The organism is Cupriavidus sp. CP313, from assembly GCF_054072015.1.
Window position 1 is genome coordinate 80,918 of the sequence record NZ_JBSVZB010000006.1, and the last position, 24,134, is coordinate 105,051.

The 24,134-nt window shown below is 66.8% G+C and carries 25 protein-coding genes; 10 read left to right on the top strand and 15 right to left on the bottom strand.

Translation table 11 applies throughout. From position 1 onward, the window contains the following. Positions 1-19 precede the first annotated feature (19 nt). Together ACW4E8_RS10780 and ACW4E8_RS10785 are read right to left on the bottom strand one after the other, a co-directional pair. The gene (locus ACW4E8_RS10780; protein WP_456804491.1) at positions 20-997 is read right to left on the bottom strand and encodes a Bug family tripartite tricarboxylate transporter substrate binding protein; all 978 of its coding nucleotides are present in this window, start codon (positions 995-997) and stop codon (positions 20-22) included. A 52-nt stretch (positions 998-1,049) separates the two neighbouring features. Next, positions 1,050-2,285, bottom strand: coding sequence for a CaiB/BaiF CoA transferase family protein (locus ACW4E8_RS10785; RefSeq protein WP_456804492.1), 1,236 nt, complete (start codon positions 2,283-2,285; stop codon positions 1,050-1,052). Positions 2,286-2,530: 245 nt separating this feature from the next. On the opposite strand from ACW4E8_RS10785, the gene ACW4E8_RS10790 reads away from it, so the two are divergent. From ACW4E8_RS10790 to ACW4E8_RS10800, 3 genes are read left to right on the top strand one after another with little or no spacing between them, the layout of a single operon-like run. Further along, positions 2,531-3,511, top strand: coding sequence for a quinone oxidoreductase family protein (locus tag ACW4E8_RS10790; protein ID WP_456804493.1), 981 nt, complete (start codon positions 2,531-2,533; stop codon positions 3,509-3,511). 14 nt (positions 3,512-3,525) lie between these two features. Beyond that, positions 3,526-4,281 (top strand): glutathione S-transferase family protein, encoded by a 756-nt coding sequence (locus tag ACW4E8_RS10795; protein ID WP_456804494.1) that lies wholly within the window; start codon positions 3,526-3,528, stop codon positions 4,279-4,281. A gap of 21 nt (positions 4,282-4,302) precedes the next feature. Continuing rightward, positions 4,303-5,061: an enoyl-CoA hydratase/isomerase family protein gene (locus ACW4E8_RS10800; protein ID WP_456804495.1), complete on the top strand. Its 759-nt coding sequence runs from the start codon at positions 4,303-4,305 to the stop codon at positions 5,059-5,061. A 6-nt stretch (positions 5,062-5,067) separates the two neighbouring features. Here the strand turns inward: ACW4E8_RS10800 and ACW4E8_RS10805 are convergent, their stop codons facing one another. Continuing rightward, entirely contained in the window at positions 5,068-5,958 is an 891-nt protein-coding gene (locus ACW4E8_RS10805; protein ID WP_456804496.1) for a LysR family transcriptional regulator, read from the bottom strand. 112 nt (positions 5,959-6,070) lie between these two features. Between ACW4E8_RS10805 and ACW4E8_RS10810 the strand changes: the two genes are divergently transcribed. Next, a complete protein-coding gene (locus ACW4E8_RS10810) occupies positions 6,071-7,189 on the top strand; it encodes a muconate/chloromuconate family cycloisomerase (RefSeq protein ID WP_456804497.1) in 1,119 nt (372 codons plus the stop codon). A 65-nt stretch (positions 7,190-7,254) separates the two neighbouring features. Beyond that, the gene (locus tag ACW4E8_RS10815) at positions 7,255-8,250 is read left to right on the top strand and encodes a tripartite tricarboxylate transporter substrate binding protein (RefSeq protein WP_456804498.1); all 996 of its coding nucleotides are present in this window, start codon (positions 7,255-7,257) and stop codon (positions 8,248-8,250) included. A gap of 6 nt (positions 8,251-8,256) precedes the next feature. Here the strand turns inward: ACW4E8_RS10815 and ACW4E8_RS10820 are convergent, their stop codons facing one another. Continuing rightward, on the bottom strand, positions 8,257-8,811 hold the full coding sequence (locus ACW4E8_RS10820) for a cysteine hydrolase family protein (RefSeq protein ID WP_456804499.1): 555 nt from the start codon (positions 8,809-8,811) through the stop codon (positions 8,257-8,259). A 410-nt stretch (positions 8,812-9,221) separates the two neighbouring features. Between ACW4E8_RS10820 and ACW4E8_RS10825 the strand changes: the two genes are divergently transcribed. The 3 genes from ACW4E8_RS10825 to ACW4E8_RS10835 all read left to right on the top strand — a co-directional run bounded on the left by ACW4E8_RS10825 (position 9,222) and on the right by ACW4E8_RS10835 (position 13,205). Then, positions 9,222-10,856 carry a methyl-accepting chemotaxis protein gene (locus ACW4E8_RS10825; RefSeq protein WP_456804500.1) on the top strand — a complete coding sequence of 545 codons (1,635 nt, stop codon included), beginning with the start codon at positions 9,222-9,224 and terminating at the stop codon, positions 10,854-10,856. A gap of 78 nt (positions 10,857-10,934) precedes the next feature. After that, on the top strand, positions 10,935-11,900 hold the full coding sequence (locus ACW4E8_RS10830; protein ID WP_456804501.1) for a threo-3-hydroxy-L-aspartate ammonia-lyase: 966 nt from the start codon (positions 10,935-10,937) through the stop codon (positions 11,898-11,900). Positions 11,901-11,975: 75 nt separating this feature from the next. Next, positions 11,976-13,205 carry an RtcB family protein gene (locus ACW4E8_RS10835; RefSeq protein WP_456804502.1) on the top strand — a complete coding sequence of 410 codons (1,230 nt, stop codon included), beginning with the start codon at positions 11,976-11,978 and terminating at the stop codon, positions 13,203-13,205. 92 nt (positions 13,206-13,297) lie between these two features. Here ACW4E8_RS10835 and ACW4E8_RS10840 read toward each other — a convergent pair whose 3' ends face one another. After that, on the bottom strand, positions 13,298-14,023 hold the full coding sequence (locus tag ACW4E8_RS10840; protein ID WP_456804503.1) for a hypothetical protein: 726 nt from the start codon (positions 14,021-14,023) through the stop codon (positions 13,298-13,300). A 369-nt stretch (positions 14,024-14,392) separates the two neighbouring features. On the opposite strand from ACW4E8_RS10840, the gene ACW4E8_RS10845 reads away from it, so the two are divergent. Further along, positions 14,393-14,560 (top strand): hypothetical protein, encoded by a 168-nt coding sequence (locus ACW4E8_RS10845; RefSeq protein ID WP_456804504.1) that lies wholly within the window; start codon positions 14,393-14,395, stop codon positions 14,558-14,560. 168 nt (positions 14,561-14,728) lie between these two features. Here the strand turns inward: ACW4E8_RS10845 and ACW4E8_RS10850 are convergent, their stop codons facing one another. Then, positions 14,729-15,721, bottom strand: a complete 993-nt coding sequence (locus ACW4E8_RS10850) for a tripartite tricarboxylate transporter substrate binding protein (RefSeq protein WP_456804505.1) — start codon at positions 15,719-15,721, stop codon at positions 14,729-14,731. Between the two features lie 43 nt (positions 15,722-15,764). Further along, complete coding sequence (gene phnN / locus ACW4E8_RS10855; RefSeq protein WP_456804506.1) at positions 15,765-17,570, bottom strand: phosphonate metabolism protein/1,5-bisphosphokinase (PRPP-forming) PhnN; 1,806 nt, start codon at positions 17,568-17,570, stop codon at positions 15,765-15,767. A gap of 355 nt (positions 17,571-17,925) precedes the next feature. Here phnN and ACW4E8_RS10860 point away from each other — a divergent pair, with 355 nt between their 5' ends. Next, positions 17,926-18,471: a MarR family winged helix-turn-helix transcriptional regulator gene (locus tag ACW4E8_RS10860; RefSeq protein ID WP_316154782.1), complete on the top strand. Its 546-nt coding sequence runs from the start codon at positions 17,926-17,928 to the stop codon at positions 18,469-18,471. A 108-nt stretch (positions 18,472-18,579) separates the two neighbouring features. Here ACW4E8_RS10860 and nadC read toward each other — a convergent pair whose 3' ends face one another. From nadC to fliL, 8 genes are all read right to left on the bottom strand, one after another. After that, positions 18,580-19,413, bottom strand: a complete 834-nt coding sequence (gene nadC, locus ACW4E8_RS10865) for a carboxylating nicotinate-nucleotide diphosphorylase (RefSeq protein WP_456804507.1) — start codon at positions 19,411-19,413, stop codon at positions 18,580-18,582. 123 nt (positions 19,414-19,536) lie between these two features. Further along, positions 19,537-20,322: a flagellar biosynthetic protein FliR gene (gene fliR / locus ACW4E8_RS10870; RefSeq protein WP_456804508.1), complete on the bottom strand. Its 786-nt coding sequence runs from the start codon at positions 20,320-20,322 to the stop codon at positions 19,537-19,539. Between the two features lie 58 nt (positions 20,323-20,380). Further along, positions 20,381-20,650, bottom strand: a complete 270-nt coding sequence (fliQ, locus tag ACW4E8_RS10875) for a flagellar biosynthesis protein FliQ (protein ID WP_456804509.1) — start codon at positions 20,648-20,650, stop codon at positions 20,381-20,383. 40 nt (positions 20,651-20,690) lie between these two features. Beyond that, entirely contained in the window at positions 20,691-21,410 is a 720-nt protein-coding gene (gene fliP / locus ACW4E8_RS10880) for a flagellar type III secretion system pore protein FliP (protein ID WP_456804739.1), read from the bottom strand. Between the two features lie 62 nt (positions 21,411-21,472). Further along, entirely contained in the window at positions 21,473-21,928 is a 456-nt protein-coding gene (gene fliO / locus ACW4E8_RS10885; protein ID WP_456804510.1) for a flagellar biosynthetic protein FliO, read from the bottom strand. Continuing rightward, entirely contained in the window at positions 21,925-22,383 is a 459-nt protein-coding gene (fliN, locus tag ACW4E8_RS10890) for a flagellar motor switch protein FliN (RefSeq protein ID WP_456804511.1), read from the bottom strand. Before fliN ends, fliO begins: the two co-directional genes overlap by 4 nt. Then, a complete protein-coding gene (fliM, locus tag ACW4E8_RS10895; RefSeq protein ID WP_010810394.1) occupies positions 22,376-23,395 on the bottom strand; it encodes a flagellar motor switch protein FliM in 1,020 nt (339 codons plus the stop codon). Before fliM ends, fliN begins: the two co-directional genes overlap by 8 nt. Before the next feature lie 59 nt (positions 23,396-23,454). Beyond that, positions 23,455-23,946 carry a flagellar basal body-associated protein FliL gene (gene fliL, locus ACW4E8_RS10900; protein WP_456804512.1) on the bottom strand — a complete coding sequence of 164 codons (492 nt, stop codon included), beginning with the start codon at positions 23,944-23,946 and terminating at the stop codon, positions 23,455-23,457. Between the last annotated feature and the right edge of the window lie 188 nt (positions 23,947-24,134).

Here is a 24,134-nt window from a genome sequence, read left to right on the forward strand (position 1 = left end):
GCCGCCGGGTCAGGCGGGCTCAGTCCAGCTTGACGCCGGCCTGCTCGATCCGCGTCACGGCAGACTTGCCGTCTGCCGCGGCCCACTTGCCGAACTCCGCTGGCGACGCCGAGGTTGAGACCTCGCTGCCATTGGAGGCGAGCTTCGCGCGCAACTGCGGATCGGCCATCACCTTGGCGGTGGCGGCAAAGAGCTTGTCGCGAATGCCGTCGGGCAGGCCAGCCGGCCCGTACAGCCCGAACCAGAAGGTGAAATCAAAGCCCGGCAACCCCATCTCCGCCAGCGCCGGCAGGCCCGGCGCCACCGCCGATGGCTTGGGCGTGGTTACGCCAATCATCTTCACCACGCCCTGCGTGCCCATCGGCAACACCGACGCCGCCGTGCCAAACGACAACTCCACCTCGCCCGCGGCCACGGCCTGCAGCGCCGGTGCGCCGCCCTTGTAGGGCACGTGCGTCATCTTGACCCCGGTGGCTTTCTCGAACTGCAGCCCGGCGAGATGCGGCGAGCCGCCGATGCCGGACGACGAGTAGTTGAACTTGCCCTGCTGCGCGCGCGCCTTGGCCACCAGGGTCTTGATGTCGCTGACGTTCAGGTTCTTGTTGACGGCCAGGATCAGCGGCGACACGGTCAGCCGCGTCACCGGGGTGAAGTCGGTCGCCTTGTAGCGGGCCTTGTAGAGCTGCTGGTCGATGCCGTACAGCGTGGACGTGGCCAGGCCCAGGGTGTAGCCGTCAGGGGCCGCCTGCGCCAGCGCCGCAGAGGCCAGCGTGCTGCCGGCGCCGGGCTTGTTGTCCACCAGCACGGTCTGGCCAAGCTCCTTCGACAGAGCCTCGCCGAACACGCGCGCGACATAGTCGGCCGCGCCCGCTGGCGTGTAGCCCACCAGCAGCCGGATTGGCCGGGTCGGGTAGTCCTGCGCACCGGCCAGGCCAGGCAAGGCGGCCAGGGTCGCAAGGGCGGCGCCGATCGCGGCACGCCCGAGAGTGTGTTTCATCGTTGTCTCCTTCGTGTTGTCATAGTCGCTAGGTTGTCCTGAGCGCTGGCGCTCAGGACGCCACGTTGGCTTCGCGCAGGGCCGCGACGCCGGCTTCGTCATAGCCAAGCCCGCGCAGGATCTCGTCGGTGTGCTCGCCGGGGTCGGGCGCGGCGCGGGCAAAGCGCTCGGGATGCGGCGCCGCCGACAGGTTGATCGGCGAGCGCAGCAGTTCCAGTGGCCCCAGCGCCGGGTGCTCGGCGGGCCGGGTCATGCGCAGGTGGCGCACCTGCGCGTCCTCGAAGGCCTGGCCGATATCGAACACCGGCCCGCACGGCACGCCGGCGGCATTCAGGCGCGAAGTCAGTTCGGCCGCGCTGAAGGCGGCGGTGCACCGGTTGATGGCCTCGTCCAGCCGGTGGCGCTCGGCGGCACGGCCCGCGGCGGTCTGGAACGCGGGATCGTCCAGCAGCCAGCCGGCCTCGACGGTGCGGCAGAAGTTGGTCCACATGCGGTCGGTGCTGGCGGCGATATTGACCACGCCGTCGCGGCAGCGGTAGGTGCCCATCGGCACCAGCGTCGGGTGCGCATTGCCCTGCTGGGTCGGCACTTCGCCGTCGACGGTGTAGCGCGTGGCCTGGAAGTCCAGCTTGTTGAGCATGCCCTCGATCAGCGAGGTATGGACCCATTGCCCGCGGCCGGTGCGCGCGCGGTGCAGCAGCGCCAGCAGGATGCCCTGGCCCAGGAACATGCCCGCGGTGGTGTCGGAGATGGCAATGCCCACGCGCAGCGGGCCTTTGCCGGGCTCGCCGGTGACCGAACTCAGCCCCGACATGCCCTGCACGATCTGGTCCAGTCCCGGCCGCTCGCAATAGGGCCCGTCCTGGCCGAAGCCCGAGATGCTGGCCAGGATCACGCGCGGGTTGATCGCGCTCAGGCGCTCATCGGTCAGCCCCAGCCGCTCCTTGACCACCGAGCGGAAGTTCTCCACCACCACGTCCGACCGGCGCACCAGGCGCGCCAGCACCTCGGCGCCCTGCGGCGTCTTCAGGTCCAGGCACAGGCTGCGCTTGTTGCGATGCAGGTTCTGCTCGTCCGAGCCGCGCCGCCGCCCGGTGACGGAACCGCGGTCCTGCGGCGGGGGCGGCTCCACGCGGATCACGTCGGCGCCCCAGTCTGACAGCAGGCGCACCGCCGCCGGGCCGGCGCGGGCGATGGACAGGTCCAGCACGGTGATGCCGGACAGCGGCAGATCCGCGGGCGGGACATGAGGCCCGGCGGCTTCGGTGCCGGGAGGCAAAGACGTCATGGCAGTTCCTTGGCGATGGATTGGCCTTGAGTATACAAATAACAATCATAAAAATACGTATACGGAGTTTCCATGATGCGAAGCGCAGCGGGATGGCGTAGGCTGCGAGGGCTTTCATACGGATTTGCGTCACCTGGATCCAATGAAAATGCCATTTGAGTCATGTGAAATAGACGGCCGACGGCCAGGACTGCCGGTTCAAATCGCGTCCGTGCGTAACCGGCGCCCACGTTTTGAGGGTTTGTATGCTGACTGATACTGTCTGTATTAACAGGGTGGGCGGACCTGAGGTGCTGGAGTCCTGCCAGGTCACGGTGCCGCCGCCCGGTCCCGGCGAACTGCAGTTGCGGCAGTCGGCCATCGGCCTGAATTTCGCGGACATCTACCAGCGCAAGGGCGCGCATGGCCCCCACACCGCGGCACCGTTCCCGGTCACGCTGGGCTCGGTTGGCGCCGGCAAGGTGACCGCGGTTGGTCCCGGCGTAGAAGGGTTCGAGGTTGGCCAGCGCGTCGCCTGTATGCATCCCGGCGCCTACCAGGTGACGCGCAACGTGCCAGCCGGCCGGGTCGTGCCTTTGCCGGACGCGATCCCGGAAGAGGTGGCCGGCGCCACGCTGCTGCGCGGGCTGACTGCCGAGTACCTGCTGCGCCGGCTCTACGCGGTGCAGCCAGGCGACGCCGTGCTGGTGCACGCCGCGGCCGGGGGCATGGGCGTGCTGCTGTCGCAGTGGGCGCGCGCGCTCGGCGCGACCGTGATCGGCACCGTGGGCAGCGAGGCCAAGCGCGCGGTGGCGCTGGCACATGGCTGCCACCATGTCATCAACTACCGCGAGGCGGACTTCGTGGCCGAAGTGCAGGCGCTGAGCGGCGGCGAGGGCGTGGCGGTGGTCTACGACGCCGTCGGCAAGGACGTGTTCGTGCCGTCGCTGCAATGCCTGCGGCTGTGCGGCATGGCGATCAACTACGGCACCGCGTCGGGCGACGTGGAGGCCTTCGACCTGCAGCTGCTGCACGCGCGCTCGCTGATCGTGTCGCGGCCCACGCTGCGCACCTATATCGCCAGCCCGCAGGCGCTGGCCAATGCCGCGGCCACGCTGTTCGCCGCGGTCGCGGGCGGGCAGCTGCGGCTGGAGGTCAACCACCGCTACCCGCTGGCCGCCGTGCGCGACGCGCACCGCGACCTGGAGGGCCGGGCCACCACGGGCTCGGCCGTGCTGATCCCTTGAACCCGGCGAGCAACATGAAACTCTTCCATGGCTGGTTGTCTAGCGCCTCGCGCCGGGTGCGGCTGTGCCTGGCCGAGAAGGGCATCGACTATGACAGCGTGCCGGTCGACATGGCGGCGCAGGAGCAACATACGCCCGCCTTCCTGGCGATGAACCCCAACGGCGTGGTGCCGGCGCTGGCGCTGGACGATGGCCGCTTCCTGCATGAGAGCGCCACCATCTGCGAATACCTCGACGAGATCCGGCCGTCGCCGCCATTGCGGCCAGCGGATCCCTACCAGCGCGCGGTGATGCGCAACTTCGTGCGCTGGACCGACGAGAAGTCTTTGCCGAACCTGCTGATCCTGAACTGGAGCCTCGCGCTGCAGCCAGTGGCCGCGCAATGGAGCGATACAACGCTGGCCGAGCGGCTGGCGCGCATCCCGACCGCGGAGCGCCGCGAGGCATGGCTGCGCATTGCGCGCAAGCCCTACACGGATGCAGAGAAGCGCAGCGCGCTGGACGGGCTGCTGTTGCTGGTGCCGAAGATGGAGGCCATGCTGGCCGATGGCGACTGGCTGCTCGGTGCGCGCTATACGCTGGCCGATATCGCTGCCATTCCGTTTATCGCGCGCATTGCCGAACTGGCGCCCGAGGCGCTCAGCGCGGCGCCGGCGGTAGCAGCCTGGTGGCAACGCGTGCAAGCCCGGCCCGCGTTTGCGCTAGCGCAGCTGGAACGCTTCGACAGCGCGCTCGCACGCCGTGGCGCGCAGCAGGCCGGTACCCAATGATCCCTACCTGGAGTATTCCCGATGCAGACTGATGGTTCCCTTCCTTCGCTCGACATTGCCGGTCATGTCGCCACGATCACGCTGCGCCGCCCGGAGGTGGCCAACCGCCTCGGGCCGGATGACCTGGCCGAGCTGCAACGGCACGTCGATGCCGTGAACGACAGCGACGTGCGTGTGCTGCGCCTGCGCGGCACCGGCAAGTACTTCTGCAGCGGCTTCGATATCGGCAGGCTCGCGGCCGGGCAGCGCGGCGCCGGCTTCGAGACCCTGGTCAACGCGGTGGAAGACTGCCGCGCGGTGACCATTGCCGAGATCCACGGCGGCGTCTATGGCGGCGGCACGGACCTGGCGCTGGCGTGCGATTTCCGGCTCGGCACCGCCGCGGTGGACATGTTCATGCCCGCGGCGCGGCTGGGGCTGCATTTCTACCAGCGCGGCATGGACCGCTATATCAGCCGGCTGGGCCTGAACCACGCCAAGCACCTGTTCCTGACCGCCGAGCGCATCGACGCCGACGAGATGTTCCGCCGCGGCTTCCTGACCGAGCTGCTGCCGGCGGAGCGCCTGCGCGAGCGCGCCGACCAGCTCAGCGACACGGTGGCGGGGCTGGCGCCGCTGGCGGTGCAAGGCATGAAGCGGCACCTGAATGCGATCGGACGCGGCGCGCTGGATACCGAGGCGCTGGCTGGCGACATCAGCCGGGCCACCCAGTCGCAGGACATCCGCGAAGGCGCGCTGGCCTGGAAGGAAAAGCGCAGTCCGCAGTTCACCGGCACCTGATGTAGCTTACTGTCCGTGCCGCATCACCCATTCCACCGCCCGCGCCAGGAACGGTGACGTGTCGCCTTCGCGATAACTCATGATCACCGGCGACACGAAGCCCGGCGCGTCGATCGGGCAGTAGCGCACGTCGTCGCGATGCAGGCGCTGGATCGACGCCGGCACCAGCGTGATGCCGATGCCGGCCGCCACCAGCCCCAGCGCGGTCTGTAGTTCGTTGGCCTCCTGCGCCACACGCAACTGCAGGCCCTGCGCGCGGAACAGTGACAGCAGGTGGTCGGCATAGCTGGGCCGCGGCCGGGCCGGGTAAAGAATGAACGGCTGCGCCGCCAGCGCTTGTGGCGTCAGCGCCTTGCGGCGGGGCGCGGGCAGGCGTGCGGGCAGCGCTGCCACCAGTGGCTCGGCCATCACCACCTGCTGGCGGATGGCGGGGTCGTTCAGCGCGATGCGGCCGAAGCCCAGGTCGATGCGGCCGGCCTTGAGCGCCTCGATCTGCTCGACGGTGATCATCTCGGCCAGTCCTACCTCTACCTGCTGGTCGTGCCGGTCTGATTCGCGCAGTTCGCGGATCAGTTCCGGCAGCACGCCATACAGCACCGACGGCACGAAGCCGATGCCGAACCAGCGCTTGTCCTGCCGCCCGATGCGGCGCGTGCCCTCGATGGTTTCTTCCAGCCGCTGCGTCAGCTGGGTGGTCTGCTCCAGCAGGAAGCGGCCCGCCTCGGTCAGCCGCAGCCCGCGGCCGATGCGGTCGAACAGTGCCACGCCCACTTCTTCTTCCAGCTGGCGGATCTGGCGCGACAGCGGCGGCTGCGCCATATGCAGCCGCTCGGCGGCGCGGGTGACATTCAGTTCCTGGGCCACGACCTGGAAATAACGCAGGTGCCGGAGTTCCATTGGTGTCCTGTTTCCATACCTGCAGGGTATCGATTGAGACATCATCGGTCTTGGACGCCGGCAAAGTCAAGCCGCATACTTGGCTTCAATTATCAATTTGCATCGACAAGGTATGACCACGACTATCACTTCGGTGGAAGCCATCCTGGTGGACCTGCCCACCATCCGGGCACACCAGCTGGCCATGGCCACCATGCAGCAGCAGACGCTGGTGATCGTGCGGCTGCGCTGCAGCGACGGCGTGGAGGGCATCGGCGAGGCCACCACCATCGGCGGCCTGTCCTATGGCGACGAAAGCCCGGAAGGCATCAAGCTGACCATCGACACCTACCTGGCCCCTGCGCTGGCCGGCCAGGATGCCACCAACGTGCATGCCGCGATGGCGCGCCTGGGCAAGGTCGCGCGCGGCAACCGCTTCGCCAAGTCCGCGCTGGAGACCGCGTTGCTGGATGCGCAGGGCAAGCGCCTGGGCGTGCCGCTGGCCACGCTGCTGGGGGGCGCGGTGCGGTCGACACTGCCGGTGCTGTGGACGCTTGCCAGCGGCGACACCGCCCGCGACATTGCCGAGGCCGAGCAACTGCTGGCCGAGCGCCGCCACCATACCTTCAAGCTGAAGATCGGCCGGCGCAGCGTGCGCGACGACGTGGCCCACGTGGCCGCGATCAAGCGCGCGCTGGGCGACCGGGCGCGCGTCACCGTCGACGTCAACCAGGCCTGGAACGAGGCCGACGCTGCCACCGGCATCGCCATGCTGGAAGCCGCCGGCATCGACCTGATCGAGCAGCCCACTCCGCGTGAGCAGCGCATGGCGCTGGCCCGGCTGGCCGCGCGCTTCGTGGTGCCGATCATGGCCGATGAAGCGGTGTGCGGCCCGGAAGACGCGATGGAACTGGCGCGCATCGGCGGCGCCGACGTGTTCGCGCTGAAGATCGCCAAGGCCGGCGGCATCTTCGGCATGCTGCGCACCGCCGCGGTGGGCGACGCCGCCGGCATCGCGCTGTACGGCGGCACCATGCTGGAGGGCAGCGTCGGCACCATCGCCGCGGCGCATGGCTTCTGCACGCTGCCGCAGCTGGCCTGGGGCACCGAGCTGTTCGGTCCGCTGCTGCTCAAGGACGATATCGTGCAGCAGCGCCCCGAGTACCGCGACTTCAGCTTGCACCTGCCCGAAGGCCCCGGCCTGGGGCTGGCGCTGGACGAAGACAAGCTGGCGCACTACCGGCGCGGCTGAACTGGCAGGCAGCTCACCCCCCCGCATGGCACACCGGTGCCTGCACGCATCAAGTGAGGAGACTAATGAAGACGTTATTCCAGCGGCTGGCAAGCACCGGCCGCGCAGGGGCGCTGGCACTGGCTGCCGGCCTGTCGTTCGCCGCGCCGGCCGCGCACGCGGCCTATCCCGACCATCCGATCCGCTGGATCGTGCCGTTCCCCGCGGGCGGTGCCATGGACAACATCGCGCGCACGCTGGGCGAAGACATGTCGCGCACGCTGGGCCAGGCCATCGTGGTCGAGAACCGCCCAGGCGCCGGCGGCAATATCGGCGCCGAGCTGGTGGCGCGCGCGCCCGCCGACGGCTACACGCTGATCATCGTCGCCAACGGCATGGCCGTGAACCCGGCGCTGTACGGCCGGCTGAGCTACGACCCGGTCAAGGACTTCGCGCCGGTGTCACTGCTGGCGGTGGTGCCCAACGTGCTGGTGGCCAACAAGGCGCGGCGCCAGGAAAGCACCGTCAAGGACGTGGTGGCACACGCCAAGGCGGCGCCGGGCAAATACACCTATGCCTCCGCCGGCAACGGCACCTCGATCCACCTGGCGGGCGAGCTGTTCACGTCGATGGCCGGCGTCGACATGCTGCATATCCCCTACAAGGGCAGCGGCCCGGCGATGACCGACCTGCTGGGCGGCCAGGTCGACTACATGTTCGACAGCATCACCTCAGCCAAGCCGCATATCGAATCGGGCAAGCTGACGCCGATCGCGGTCACTACCAGCAAGCGCTCCAGCGCGCTGCCCAATGTGCCGACGGTGGCGGAAGCGGGCCTGCCGGGCTATGAGCTGTCGCCGTGGTTCGCCGCCTTTGTGCCGGCGAAGACGCCGCAGCCGGTCATCGATACGCTCAACCACGCCATGCTCGAGGCGCTGCGCAAGCCCGCCGTGCAGAAGCGGCTGGCGCTGATCGGCGCCGAGCCGATCGGCAGTTCGCCGGCGGTGCTGCGCGAGCACCTGGCGAAGGAAACCGACAAGTGGGGTGTGTTGATCCGCCAGCGGGGGATTCGGGCGGATTAAGCTGGGTCAATCCAGAGGCCGCGCGAGCGACCGGAAATCGATCGTATCGGTATTCAGCGCGGCAATCTTCGGGCCGAAGCTCCTGATATTCGACAACGTCGCGTTGTGATGCTCGCGAATGCGCGACGCGTCGGCGTGTGGCTTGTCATGCGTTGTGTGCGCGTCCGCGGCGATGGTCACCGCGTAGCCATTCGCCGCCGCGCGGCGCACGGTGGTGTCAACGCAGAACTCGGTGGCATAGCCGCACACGACCACATGCTTCACACCATGTTCAGCAAGGACCGCCTGGAGTTCAGTGCGCAGAATGCTGTCAGGGGTGCGCTTGCCGATCCGGTAGTCACCCGGTTCGACCTGAAGTCCGGCGGACAGTTGCCACGCCGTTGAGCCTTGCCGCAGGGCGTCCTCATTCTCGTGCTGGATGAAGATGACCGGCACGGCTGCCTGACGGGCCCGTGTGCTCAGGGTGTTGATATTGGTGGCAACCGCGGCGGCATCGCCTGGCAACGGTGCCGAATCGACCAGGCCAGCCTGGAAATCGATGATGAGCAGTGCGCAATTCATGTTGTGCTCCCGTAGAGGTGGTCGACTGTAGCTTGCGGGCGCTACGGCTGCACCCGCAATGCAAGGAGCGTCCCGTTCGGCTGGAACAGCTCCAGTGCGTCCACGGCCTCTTGCGTTAGTCGCTCATGTGTGATTCAAGGTGCACCCTTGAGTCCAATCCCCACAACTGGCAATCCTCCAACCCCCTCTCTCGTAGGGATCAGTTCGGCCCGTCGCGTCCGTTAGCCAGCGCAACAAAGAGCACGGATACGCCGGAAAGTGGCCAGGGCAAAGTACCCCGGCCGGATCGCGGACGCCGAGCCGACCAGCAGGAACGGGCGCGCAGTGTTGCATGCAGCAGTCGGGCATGCAGGGTTGGATTCAAAACAAACGAAGCGCATACGTCTTATTGGGCGGTAAGGGGAGTGATCATGAATTTCAGGAGTCTGTCTATCCGCACGCGGCTGCTGGCCGGGTTCGGCACGCTGGCGGGCATGGTGCTGGTGGTGTCCGCGTATTCGCTGCATGCGCTCGGCGATGCGACCGCAGGTTTCAATGACTACCTGAACGGGCTGAATGCCCGCGCGGACATGGCCGCGCAAGTGCGCAGCGCGGTGGACCGGCGTGCCATCGCGGCGCGCAACCTGGTGCTGGTGACCGATGCGGCGGAACTGGAGCGCGAGAAGGCCGATGCCTTGCGCGCGCATCAGGACGTGCAGACTCGGCTGGCGCGGCTGACTGAGATGGTGCGCCAGTCCGGCATCAGCGACGACGCGCGCAAGCTGGTGGACGAGGTGGCAAAGGTCGAGGCGCAGTACGGCCCGGTCGCCACGGGCATCGTCGGCCTGGCGGTGGAGCGCAAGATCGAGGAAGCCGTGTCCCGTATCGACAAGCAATGCCGCCCGTTGCTGGCGGCGCTGATCAAGGCGACCGACGCCTACGCCGAGTTCACCCTGGCGCGCCAGAAGGAGATGGAGCGCAGGCTGGAGGCGGATTATGAGCGCCAGCGCAACCTGCTGATCCTGATTTCCCTGGTATCGGCGGCCATCGCTGTCGTTGGCGGCTTGCTGATCACGCGTGCCATCACGCGGCCGATCCAGCGTGCCGTGGACGTGGCCGGCACCGTGGCCAGCGGCGACCTGGGCGCGCGCATCGAGGTGGATCGCCATGACGAGACCGGTCGCCTCCTTGCCGCGCTGCGCGACATGAACGAGCGCCTCACCGCCACCGTCACCCAGGTGCGTGCAGGCAGCGGCAATATTGCCGTGAGCACCAGCGAGATCGCGCGCGGCAACGCTGACCTGAGCAGCCGCACCGAGGAACAGGCGGCGTCGCTGGAAGAAACCGCGGCCAGCATGGAAGAGCTGACCGAGACCGTGCGCCTGAATACCGACAACGCCCGCCAGGCCAGCGCGCTGGCGCGCAGTGCGGCCGACGTGGCGCAGCGCGGCAGCGCCACGGTGCAGCGCGTGGTCGGCACGATGCAGGACATCAGTGCCAGTTCGTCCAAGATCGCCGAGATTACCGGCATCATCGAAGGCATTGCCTTCCAGACCAACATCCTGGCGCTGAACGCGGCGGTGGAGGCTGCGCGTGCCGGTGAGCAGGGCCGCGGCTTTGCCGTGGTGGCCAGCGAGGTGCGCGGCCTGGCGCAGCGCTCATCGAGCGCGGCCAAGGAGATCAAGGACCTGATCGAGGCGTCGGGACGCCAGGTGCACGACGGTGCGTCGCTGGCAGCAGAGGCGGGCCAGACCATGGCCGAGGTGACCCAGGCAGTGGCGCGCGTGACCGGCATCGTGGAAGAGATTGCCACGGCGTCGGCTGAACAGACCCGCGGCATCGAGCAGGTCAACCAGGCCATCGTGCAGATCGACCAGGTGACGCAGCAGAACGCGTCGCTGGTGAACGAAGCGGCCAACGCGTCGCGTGCGCTGGAAGAGCAGGGCCGCGAGCTCAGTGAGGTGGTGGCGTTCTTCCGCCTGCCGGGCGAAGGCGGCGCCTCGCACCTGGGTGCCGATACGCTGGCCACGCAGCGGCGCGCGGCGCACAGGCTGGCCGCGGCATAGCGCCAGGCCGGGGCGGTGTGGCTGCAAGGTGGCCCCGGGGCGGGTAAACTGGCCGGTCCCAGCTTCCTTGCCACCGCCATGACCGCCCTGCCTATCTCCTTCGACGACGTCGCCGCCGCCCACGAACGCATCCGCGCGGCGGCCCACCGCACCCCGGTGCTGACCTCTGCCACCGCGGACGCGGCCACCGGCGCGCAGCTGTTCTTCAAGGCCGAGAACTTCCAGCGCATCGGCGCCTTCAAGTTCCGCGGCGCCTACAACGCCATCGCCCAGTTCACGCCGCAGCAGAAGGCGGGCGGCGTGCTGGCGTTCTCTTCCGGCAACCATGCGCAGGCGATCGCGCTGTCGGCCCGGTTGCTGGGCGTGCAGGCGGTGATCGTGATGCCGCAGGACGCCCCCGCGATCAAGATCGAAGCCACGCGCGGCTATGGCGCCGAAGTGGTGCTGTACGACCGCTACCAGGACGATCGCGAAGCGCTGGGCCGGCGCATCGCCGCCGAGCGCGGCATGACGCTGATCCCGCCGTATGACCACCCGCATGTGATGGCGGGGCAGGGCACGGCGGCCAAGGAGCTGTTCGAGGAAACCGGCCCGCTGGACATGCTGGTGGTGTGCCTGGGCGGCGGCGGGCTGCTGTCGGGCTGCGCGGTGGCGGCCCAGGCGATGTCGCCCGGCTGCGCCGTGTACGGCGTCGAACCCGAGGCCGGCAACGATGGCCAGCGCAGCCTGCGCAGCGGCGAAATCGTCCGCATCGACACCCCGCGCACCATCGCCGACGGCGCGCAGACGCCGTTCCTGGGCAACCACACCTTTGCTGTGATCCGCGAGCTGGTGACGGACATCGTTACGGTGTCGGATGCCGAACTGGTCGACACCATGAAGTTCTTTGCCGGGCGCATGAAGATCGTGGTCGAGCCCACCGGCTGCCTGGCCGCCGCCGCGGTGCTGCACGGCAAGCTGGATGTGACGGGCAAGCGCGTGGGGGCCATCATTTCGGGCGGCAATGTCGACCTGGGCGCCTTTGGCAGCTTCTTGCTGGGTTGAGTTGGGCGGCAGGGAATCCTGGACTGGCCCCGGCCGTCTAACTTGCAATCCGCGACGAGACAGCCAGGGGCGGTCATGACGGACAAGCACCACTATGACGTGCTGGACACCGGCGCCGGCAAGCCGGTCAAGCTGTGGACGCGCGGCGTCCCGGTGGAAAGCGCTGCCCGCCAGCAACTGGTGAACACGGCGCAGATGCCGTTTATCTTCCGCCATCTTGCGGTGATGCCGGATGTACATCTGGGCAAGGGCTCGACCATCGGCTCGGTGATCCCGACCGTGGGAGCGGTGATTCCCGCCGCGGTGGGCGTGGACATCGGCTGCGGCATGATGGCCGTGAAGACTTCGCTCACCGCCGCTGATCTGCCCGACAACCTCGGACCGCTGCGTAGCGCGATCGAGCACGCCGTGCCGCACGGCCGCACCGCGCAAGGCGGGCGGCGCGACCAGGGTGCCTGGGGCTCGGCGCCGGCGCCTGTTGACGCGGCATGGGCCGAGATGGCGCCGGGCTTTCGCCGCATTACTGACAAATACCCACACCTGGCGCGCACCAACCATCGCAATCACCTGGGCACACTCGGCACCGGCAACCACTTTATCGAGGTGTGCCTGGACGAGGCCCAGTCAGTCTGGTTCATGCTGCACAGCGGCTCGCGCGGCGTCGGCAATGCCATCGGCACAACCTTCATTTCGCTGGCGCAGGAGGACATGCGAAAGCACCTCGCCAACCTGCCGGACCGCGACCTGGCCTACCTGGTCGAAGGTTCCGTGCACTACGAGGACTACATCTTCGCCGTGGCATGGGCCCAGGCCTACGCGCGCCGCAACCGCGAGCTGATGATGGAGGCGGTGCTGGCAGCGGCGCAGCGCGTGCTGCGCAAGCCGTTCCAGGCGCAGCTGGAGGCGGTCAACTGCCACCACAACTACGTGCAGAAGGAACACCACTTCGGCGCCGACGTGCTGGTCACGCGCAAGGGCGCGGTCAGTGCGCGCGTGGGCGAGCTGGGCATCATCCCGGGATCGATGGGAGCGCGCTCGTTCATTGTGCGCGGCAAGGGCAACCCGGAGTCGTTCTGCTCATGCAGCCATGGAGCGGGGCGCACCATGAGCCGCAGCGAGGCCAAGCGCCGCTTTACCGTGGCCGACCAGGAGCGTGCGACTGAAGGCGTTGAATGCCGCAAGGACGCCGCTGTGATCGACGAGATCCCGATGGCGTACAAGGATATCGATGCGGTGATGGCGGCGCAGGCGGATCTGGTGGAGATCGTGCACACGCTGCGGCAGGTGGTGTGCGTGAAAGGCTGAACGGCTGTTGCCCTCCCCGCCGTGAGCGGCCTCTGGCAGGGGCATCCGGCACTGAATCCGCCCTGCGCAGAGGCATTGCAGCCGGGGCCGCTCTACTGGAAGATCAGCGTGCCCACCGGTTGTCCGTTTGCACCGAAGAAAGTGAACTTGGACGAGACAAAGCTGATATTTCCGCTGGTGTCGATCCGGAACGTGGTTTCCTCCTCTCCGACCCGGGCATTGCTGTTATCGAACTCTGTGTCGAGGAATGTCACGAGGAGCGTGGCCCCAGAATCGACTGCCACGGAAAAGGACTGGGTGAGCGAGCCCAGTTTCGCGGCTTGCGTGTTGTCCGAGAAAATCGTGGCGGTTGCCAGCGGGCCGGAGTCGCCAGCCTTTACGGTTGCCGGGAATGTGTAGTCGGCGAAAGCCGCATAACCATCCGCCCCCTGGTCGATAGCGACCACGGCAAAGGTTGCCGAGTTTCTGAAGATAAACCTGGTGCCTGAAAACGGCTCCGAGTTTCCGTTCGTGATGATTGTGCCTGTGACGGTTTCGGTGGTCTTCAGGACAACGGCGCTGTTCAGTGTGGCGGAATCGGCTGGCCCCGCCTTGAGCGTTCCCGAGCCTGAAACTGGCTTATTCTCGACTGAACCGGAGATGGAAAAATTCGCGGTTATGCCGTTGGCCGCCAGCGCCGCCATGGCGGTGGTGAGCGGCACTGTCAGCGTTTGCGCCGGCGGACTCGCTGCCTCGCTGCTGCTGCCGTCATCTCCCCCGCCGCCACAGCTGCCAAGTAAGAACGAAAATGCGAACAAAAATAAGAATCTCTTGGACATCGCCGGCTCCTGACGGAAGTGCCCCGGATTCGAAATTTTTTTAGGCGCGCCGCGGCAGAAAAGGAAGGCTCTGGCGCAAATCGCAGGTTTCACGTTCCTGCCGATCCTCAAAATGCCCGGCCGTCGGGGAGGCTTGGCTTACGATGGCGTCGCGAAAATGCTCGCGCAACAAATATGCCATCCATGCCATTGAGTTTGATTCTTCTACGCTTTTTCAAACATGTATATTCGGCAAACATGCGAAACAACAAGATCGGTTCCGTTTTTGATACGCGCGGGGACGCAGCTTTTTACTTGCGGGCAAGAGGTCGCCTTTGAATTCTGAATTGACGGTTGTTTACATCAGAATTAATAAATGCTTACTTCTGAATGTCTGTCGCCGGCTACCGGACCAAGATTGGCGGGAACGATACGACCCTTCGCCTCTATCTGCGCAATGTATTCGACCGCCGCTATTGGGCCGCGGTGGACAGCTATGGCGGCCTGGCCATTGGCGAGCCGCGCACGTTGATGATGTCGGCGACAGTCGGCTTCTGATCCGGCCTGATGGCCAGTTGGCATGCGCCCGGGGCCACCGGATTGTCGCGGCCATCCCGCAGGCACGAACGCGCTCGCACGGGGGCTGGCTTGCGCCCGCGTGGCAACTGTGTACTACGGGAAGTCGGGGGATCCGCCTGCTGTGGCCTGGCCGGTGCCCCAGGTGGGTCAGTCGACGAGCAGATTGATCTTCGTCGCGAATTTCTGCCAGCGATCGATGTCGGAACTCACCAGCTTCTGGAATTCAGCGGGCGTGCTTGTTGTCGTGGCAAAGCCGAGCTGCGTCAGCGATGCCTTGATCTCAGGCTTGGCGATGGCCCTGGCGATTTCCGTGTTCAGCCTTTGCACGATCTCGGGCGGCGTATTCGCCGGGGCAAGGATGCCGAACCACTGGTCGACGTCATAGCCGGCCACGCCAAGCTCGCTCACGGTGGGTACGTCGGGCAGGAACGGCGAGCGTGCCTTCGACGTGACGGCCAGCGCGCGCAGCTTGTTGCTTTTCAGATAGGGAATGGTGTTGGTCAGCGTGTTGACGCTGACATCGGCCTGGTTGCCAAGCACGTCCGCGATGGCGGGGGCACAACCCTTGTACGGCACGTGCAGCATGTCCATCCTTGCCGAGACCTTCAGCAATTCGCCGGCCAGATGCTGCGGGGTGCCGTTGCCGCACGACGCATAGCTGGGGGGTGAGGGGCTCTTGCCCGCCGTCAGCAGGTCGCTGAAGGTGCGGAGTTTCGAGTGCGATGGCACGGCGATCACCGATGGCACCGAAGCGAAGGTGATGACGGCGCTGAAATCGGATTTTGGATTGAACTGCAGCTTCTTGAAGACGCTCGGGTTGATGGCAAAGCTGCTGTTGACGATGAGCAGCGTATAGCCGTCAGCAGGGCTCTTGGCGACGAACTCCGCGCCAATATTGCCGCTGGCGCCGGGCCGGTTGTCGATGACCACCGGCTGCCCCAGCGACTTGCTGATGTCAGCCCCGATCAGGCGCGCGAGAGAATCGGTCCCCCCTCCGGCCGGGAACGTCACCACCATGCGGATCGGCTTTTGCGGGAAGGTACTGGCGATATTGGCTTCGGCGCGCCCGGGCAGGGTGCCCAGGCTGCCTGCGACAAACAGGAGCGATGCCAGACTTCTGACGACGGATAGGGGTCTCATTGATATGCCTCGTCGGTTAGGGTGAAGGAAGGGGAAAAGCCGGTCAATCGGGGTCTATACGCACCGCCTGGCAGCACTCGCCGCCAGCGCGCACCAGTGCCGCAGCCGCCTCAAGCGCTTCAGCGGAGCTTGCGTGGATGCGGTAGAGCGGTTGCCCTGGCGCTACCTTTGCACCGATCGCGCACAGCATGTCGACCCCAGCACCGGCGTCGCGCGGCGCCCCGGCGGCGCGCGCCACGCCGGAAATCTGCAGGCCATCGATGCCCGTCACCCGGCCCTGCGAGGCGGCGGGAACGAGCTGCGTATGCGTACCCGGCGCCACTGGATCGGGGCGAGCGCCCTGCGCGGCGGCGATGCGATCGAACGCCGCCTTGGCCTTGCCCTCATGCAGCAGCGCCGTCGCAATTTGCATGCCGTGTTCGGGGGAGTCCACGCGGGGATCGAATGCGATGATTTCGCCGGCAAAGCGCAGAGCCTTTTCACACAGATCGGCGGGTGCATCGGGAGCGTTGTCGAGCACGAGTCGGACGTCGCGCACTTCCAGTGCGGGGCCGATGCCGCGCCCGATCGGGCGGCTGCCGTCCGTGACCAGTGCACGTACGTGCAGGCCCAGTCCCTTGCCGACGTGTTCGAACAGTGCGCCCAGCGCCTCGGCGTCGGCGCGCGTTGCCAGCTTGGTTTGCGGCCCGTAGGGCAGGTCGACGATGACGTGGGTAGCGCCGGCGGTGTACTTCTTCGACAGGATCGACGCCACTGACCAGCGCCGCGAATCCAGCCGCAGCGGCCGCGTGATGGCGTTCATCACATCGTCGGCCACGGAATGGTTCAGCCGTCCGTTCCACGCGATGCAGGCGCGCGCCTGGGCCACGCATCGGCGCACGTCCTCGTGCGCCAGGTCGACCCGTGCGATGGTCTCCATGGCATCGGCGGTGCCGGCGGCAGAGGTGATCGCGCGCGACGATGTCTTGGGCATTGCCAGCCCGTAGGCCGCGACGATCGGCACCACGATCAGCGTGATGCGGCTGCCGGGAACGCCACCCATCGAATGCTTGTCGACGACTACCGGTTCGTCCCAGTCGATGCGGGGTGTGAAGGCGGTACGCGCGCGTGCCAGTGCCACCACTTCCTCGTCGGTGAGCGTGCGGGTTGCGGCAACGAGGAACTCGGTCAGCTCTGCCTCGGTGTACCGCCCGGCGATGGCGTCCTGCAGCACGGCAACGTAGGCAGTTTCGTCGAGCGGCTCGCCGCGCAGCTTGGCCATCAGGTTGGTGCGGCTGGCCGGCCGTTCGGCGGCGGATGCCCTGGTGCCGTTGCGCAAGGCTTCGACAAAGCGTGCCGTGCCCGCTTCCAGCGTGCTGTCGTTCGACACCGTGATACACGGAACGTGCGGTGGCATCGGGGCTCCCGTTCGTGCCACGCGCCTGGCGACCTGGTCGCCCGATTCCCGCCCGCGTGCGGCGATGCGCCGGGCAAGCACGTCATGCGGTGCCGTCACCAGGACCACCACGAAATGGGGCAAGCGAGTCGCCAGTTCCGCAATGACGCCGCGCGAGCCATTGGCTACGACGTTGCGCCCGCGTTCGAGCTCGAGCATCAGGGAGCTGGGCAATCCATAGCGCAGGTCGTGCGCGTCCCAGGTCACCAGAAACTCTCCGCTTCGCTGGCGCCGCGCGAACTCGGTCTCCGTGACACCCTCGTGCTCTTCGCCAGCAGAGCCGTCAGGGCGGGTGATGACGCGCCGCGCAAAAACGTAATCGTCATCGAGCGCGGCACGTGCACCGTCGATCAGGGAGTCCTTGCCAGCGCCACTGGGCCCCACAACAAAGAAGAATGTGCCGGTCGCCTTCATGAGAATTACCTTAGATGTCGAAGTTATGTGGCTATGCTAGCACCGGCCAAGGGGGTGTCAAGATAAGTTCGATGTCTAAGGTAATGCAAGCAACGGGCCAGCACCCGCAAATCCAGTGTGTACGCGGGATTCGCGGGCTTATAGGGGAAAACACGGGGAAGCAAGGTGCGCGGTGACGGTGCCCCGTGCATGGGTTGAGGGCATCGTGCACTGATGGAGTGAACGCTACATGGATAGGTGTTGTGGATGAAGCGGTGGTGTCGGCGTGCGAGCGCCGGAGGCGCTATCATGTGCGCTGTCGCTGGCACCGGGCCGTCCGGTGCCGCATGCATACGCTCTACTTTCCCTCACGACTATGGCCACAAAGAAGCCGGATGCTCCGGTCCCGATCACGCCTGCGGATGAAGCCGATGAAGAACGGCTTGCCCACCTGGTGAAGGATGCCGCCCGGGCCTATATCCGGGCGCTGCAGCTGCGCCTGGCGGAGCATTCAGTTTCGTATGGGCACTGGACCATCCTGCGTATCCTGTGGCGCCATGACGGCGTGTCGCAGCGAGAGCTGAGCGAACGGGCCGGCGTGACCGAGCCGACGACGTTTGCGGCAGTCAAGGCGCTGGAGGCGCTGGGCTACGTGGAACGCACGCATCTTCCCGGCAACAAGAAGAAGGTGCATGTATTCCTGAGCAAGACCGGACGCGCGCTGCGCCGCAAGCTTGAACCGCTGGCCACTGAGGTGAACGAACTCAGCGTGGAAGGACTGAGCGAAGAGGATGTGCTGACCACGCGCCGCGTGTTGATCACGATTGCGAAGCGGCTGGTCGCCGACGAAGTCGCGTCGGCCGAACATGGCCGGCGGGTCCCGTCTACACAGGAGGTAGGGCGCCTGCTCTCGGATCTGTAGGCGGCCCGCAACGGAAAAGACCCTCGCCGGGCGAGACCGGCAAGGGTGAATGCCTTGGGTAGAAGGCGTGAATCGGTTAGAGCGATCAGGGGGCTGGTCCCCCCGGTGTCAGGCGTCGTCGAGCCCGATGTCGACGGCGGGGGCGGACTGGGTGATCTTGCTCGTGGAGATGTAGTCCACGCCCGTTTCCGCCACGGCCCGGATCGTTTCCAGGCGGATGCCGCCTGACGCCTCGACCTTGGTCCGGCCATTGACGATCTGCACGGCTTCCTTCATGTCGGGCACCGACATGTTGTCCAGCATGATCACGTCGACACCGGCTGCCAGGGCTTCGTGCACCTGTTCCAGCCGGTCGCATTCCACTTCCAGCTTGGTCAGCACAGGCAGCTTGCGGCGCACGCGTTCCACGGCGGCAGCGATGCTGCCGCACACGGCGATGTGGTTGTCCTTGATCATCACGCCGTTATCCAGGCTCAGCCGGTGGTTCAGGCCGCCGCCGCAGGTCACCGCATGCTTTTCCAGTGCGCGCAGGCCCGGCGTGGTCTTGCGGCTGTCGATCAGGCGCGCCTTGGTATGGGCAATGGCCTGGGCATACGTAGCCGTATGGTTGGCGATGCCGCACAGCCGCTGCATGATGTTCAGCGCGGTGCGCTCAGCCGTCAGGACGCTGCGTGCATTGCCGCTCACGTTAAGCAGCACCGCGCCTTTTTCAACCTTGTTGCCGTCGGCGACGCGCACATCGACTGACAACGTCGGATCGTAGCGCGCGAAGATGCGTGCCGCCACGTCGATGCCGGCGATAAGCATCGGCTCGCGGGCGTTCATGCAGAAGGTGCCGGTCTCTCCCGGTTCAATCATGGTCTGGACGGTCAAGTCGCAGATGCCGATGTCTTCGGTCAGCCAGAGGTCGATCAGCTTGTCCGTGGCGAAAATGTCGTACATGAAGGGCTCCTGAACGGTGGTTGCGGTACCTCAATAATCTTAGAGATCGAAGTACATGGCGCAATACTAGCCCTTCCATGCGCCATGTCAAGTAATATTCGAGATCTAAGATATACCGCGAAGCTACCGCGCAAACTGCCCCAGCACCGTCCCGACTGCCTCCAGCCCTGCCTCGATCATATGCTGCATGTAGACGCCCATCTTCGGCATCACCAGCATCAGCACCAGCAGCCCGCCTGACAGCGTGACCGGGAAGCCGACCGCAAAGATCGACAGTTGCGGCGAGGCCCGGTTCAGGATGCCCATCGCCAGGTTCAGCGTCAGCAGCGCCGCGATCATCGGCAAGGCCAGCAGCAGTCCGGACGAGAACACCATGCCGCCGGCGCGGGCCACGGCCATGGCGCCGCCGGCGGACAGCGGCGTGCCACCGATAGGCAGGCCGTTGAAGCTGTCGACCAGCGTGCCCAGCATCAGCAGGTGGCCGTCCAGCGCCAGGAACAGCAGCATCGCGATCAGGTTCAGGAAGCGCGACAGCACCATGGTCTGGCCGCCGGCGGCGCGGTCGAAGAACGAGGCAAAGGACAGGCCCATCTGCAGGCCGATGATTTCGCCGGCCTGCTGCACGGTGGCAAAGACCAGCCGCATGGCGAAGCCGGTGGCCAGGCCGATGCCGACTTCGTTGAGGATGATCATCAGCCCGCCGAAGGAGTACACCGGCACCACCGGCAGCTGCGCGATGGTGGGTGACACCACCATCGCGATCATCGCGGACAGCGCGATCTTGGCGCGGCGCGGGATGGTGGACTCACCGAACAGCGGCGCGGTGCCGATCAGGGCCAGGATGCGGAAGAAGGGCCACAGGAACGCCGCGAGCCAGCTGTAGAGCTGGGCTGAGGTGAATTCGACCACGGCGGGGAGTCAGCGGGCAGGGAGGGCGAGGGTGCGAAGAAGGCGAGCGCGGCCGCAGTCAGTGCGCCAGCGCGGGAATGCTCTGGAACACCTCGCGCATGTAGTCGACCATGGAATTGATCATCCACGGCCCGGCCAGCACCATGGTGGCGAACAGCGCGATCAGCTTGGGGATGAAGCTCAGCGTCATCTCGTTGATCTGCGTCGCGGCCTGGAACAGGCTGACCACCAGGCCGGCGGCCAGCGACACCAGCAGCAGCGGGGCGGCCAGCAGCAGCGTCATCTTCATCGCCTGGGTGGCGATGGTCATTACGGTCTCGGGTGTCATGGCTCGGACTCTGCGGTGTGTGGCGGGCGCTGGGGCCGCCTCAGTTCATGAAGCTCTGCGCCAGCGAACCCAGCAGCAGCTGCCAGCCGTCGACCAGCACGAACAGCATCAGCTTGAACGGCAGCGAGATGGTGGCCGGCGGTACCATCATCATCCCCATCGCCATCAGCACGCTGGCAACGACCAGGTCGATGATCAGGAACGGGATGAAGATGGTGAAGCCGATCTGGAACGCGGTCTTCAGCTCGCTGGTGACGAAGGCCGGCACCAGGATGCTGAGCGGCACTTCCTCGGGGCCCTGCATCTCCGGCGCCTTGGCCATCTGCGCGAACATGGCCAGGTCTTTCTCGCGGGTCTGGCGCAGCATGAAGGCCTTGAGCGGCTCCGCGGCCTTGGCCGCGGCGGCTTCCAGGCTGATCTTGTTTTCCGACAGCGGCTTGTAGGCGTCGTTGTAGACGCGGTCGAACACCGGCGCCATCACGAAGAAGGTCAGGAACAGCGACAGGCCCACCAGCACCTGGTTGGGCGGCGAGGTGGCGGTGCCCAGTGCGCTGCGCAGCAGGCCCAGCACGATGATGACGCGGGTGAAGCCGGTCATCATCAGCATCGCCGCCGGCAGGAACGACAGCGAGGTCAGCAGCAGCAGCGTCTGCACCGGCAGCGACCAGATCTGGCCGCCGCCCGGGGCGGGCTTGCTGATGACGCCGGGCAGTGCCTGGGCCCAGGCCGGTGCGGGCGCCAGCGCGGCAATGGCCAGCATCAGCGCAAGCAGGGACAGCAGCGGGCCCAGCAGCGGGCGCCGCAGCGCGGCACGCGGGGAATTCATGACTTGAAGTGATCCTGCATCGAGCGCAGCAGCTTTTCGGCAAAGGTGCCGCCGGTCGGCTGTTGGGAGGGGCCTGCGCCGCCGGTGGCGGCGAGGGGATTGGCTGCGGTGGTGCCCGCAGGCAGGGTGTGCAGCGGCCGGATTTCGCCGGGGCTCACGCCCAGCACCAGCCAGGTATCGCCCACTTCGACCAGCACCAGGCGCTGGCGTGCGCCCAGCATGGTGCTGCCGACCACCTTCATCGCGCCGCCGGTGGCGTGACGCACCAGGCCGGCACGCCGGGCCACCCAGGCCATGCCCAGGATCAGCGCGACGATGGCGAACAGCCCCAGCCCGGCCTGCGCCAGGCTGGCCGCGCCGCTGACGGCCGGCGCGTGCGTGCCGTCGGCGGCCATGGCGGCCCCCGGCAGCGCCGCAAGCACGGCCAGGCTGGCGCGCGTCTGCATGGTCATTTGTTCAGCTTCCGGATGCGTTCGGATGGCGTGATGATGTCTGTCAGGCGGATGCCGAACTTGTCGTTCACCACCACCACCTCGCCCTGCGCGATCAGGTAGCCGTTGACCAGCACGTCCATCGGCTCGCCGGCCAGGCCGTCCAGTTGCACCACCGAGCCCTGCGCCAGCTGCAGCAGGTTCTTGATGGGCACCTTGGTGCGGCCCAGTTCCACGGTCAGCTGCACCGGGATATCGAGAATCATCTCGATATCGTTGCGGAAGCCGCTCGGCGCTTCCTTCGCCAGCGGCTGGAACACGGTGGCGGCGGCCGGGGTGGCCGCGGTGGCCGCGGGTGGTGCCGCCGGTGCGGCTGCTGCGGGGATGCCGGCGGATGTGGCGCTGGTCTGCTCGGCCAGCGCGCTGGCCCAGTCGTCCATCGGATCGACGGGCTTGTCCTCGATGCCGTCACTCATAATCGCTGTCCTCGGTGTCCAGGTGGGAATCGCCGTCCTGGTGATTGATCATTCGTTCTACCCGCAGCGCGTACTGGCCGTTCATCGTGCCGAAGCCGCATTGCATGACGGGCACGCCGTCCACCTTGCCGAACACCTTCTCCGGCAGCTCGATCGGCAGCACGTCACCGGCGCGCATCGCCAGCACTTCGGCCACGGTGCTCTGCAGGTGCGCGAACTCGGCCACCAGCTCCACCTCGGCCGCGCGCAGCTGCGTGGACAGTTGCGTGACCCAGCCCTTGTCGACTTCCTTCTCGTCCTGCAGCGGATTCATCAGCAGGTCCTTGAGCGGCTCGATCATCGCGTACGGCAGGCACACGTGGAGCTGCCCGCCGACGGCGCCGAGTTCGATATGGAAGGCGGTAGTCACCACGGCCTCGTTGTGCGTGGCGACGTTGGCAAACTTGGGGTGCATCTCCGAGCGGATGTACTCGGTCTCGATCGGGTGCACGGTGCGCCAGGCGTTGCCGTAGCTGGCCAGCGTCAGCTCCAGCATGCGCTGGATGATGCGCTGCTCGGTCTGGGTGAAGTCGCGGCCTTCCACGCGGGTGTGGAAGCGGCCGTCGCCGCCGAACAGGTTGTCCACCACCAGAAACACCAGGTTCGGGTCGTAGACGAACAGCGCCGTGCCGCGCAGCGGCTTCAGGTGGACCAGGTTCAGGTTGGTCGGCATCGGCAGGTTGCGCGCGAAGTCGCCGAATTTCTCGATCCTGATGCTGCCCACGGTGATGTCCGCGCCGCGGCGGATGAAATTGAACAGCGCCGTGCGCATCGAGCGCGCAAAGCGCTCGTTGATGATCTCCAGCGTGTGCAGGCGGCCGCGGATGATGCGTTCCTGCGTGGCAAGGTTGTAGGGGCGCACACCGCCCTCGTCGAGCGCAGGCTCGCTGGCCTTGGGCGTATCGGCTTCGCCGGATACGCCCTTGAGCAGCTCGTCGACCTCGTCTTGCGAGAGGAACTTGTCGTAGGCCATCTAATGTCCTGCCCCTTGTGCGGCGTTATGGGTGAATCCGGTGCGGCCCTGGCTTGCGCTTACTGCACCACGAAAGAGGTGAAGAGCACGTCCAGCACCCGCTGCGCCGGCAGGCCGTTGGCAAACGGCTTGCTGATGGTGTCGCGGATGTCGTCGGCCAGCTTGCGCTTGCCTTCGACGGTGGCCAGGTCGGCCGGCTGCCTGGCCGACAGCAGCAGCAGGATGCGGCTGCGTGCCTCGGGCAGGTACTGGGCCAGGCGTGCCTGGGTCTCGGCATCGGCCACCTTCAGCGACAGGCCGGTGTGCAGGAAGCGGTCGCCGTCGTCGCTGCGCAGGTTGACGGTGAACGCGTCCAGCGGCACGAAGATCGGCGGCGGTACGACCGGGGCGGCGGGCGCAGCGGGCGCCGCCGGATGGCGGTTGCTCAGCACGCTGCCCAGCACGAAGCCTCCGGCGCCCAGTGCCACCACCAGCACGCCGGCGCCGATCAGCAGCAGCCGGCCGCGCTTGCCTGTGTTGCCAGTCCGGGGAGGGGAAGCCGTGTTCGCCATGAAAAGCCTGTATCGGAATGCCTGCCATTCTTCCGGAATCGCAGGCCAGCAAAGGGCCGAAAAAAAGGGGGAAACCCTTTCAGCTTGGCCATTTGAGCGGAAAGGGAGCAGGCACGGCTACGCGAGCGGGCGCCCTGTGATGCGCGCCTGCAGGCTGGTTAACGCTTGATGGCGTGTGAACTTGAGTG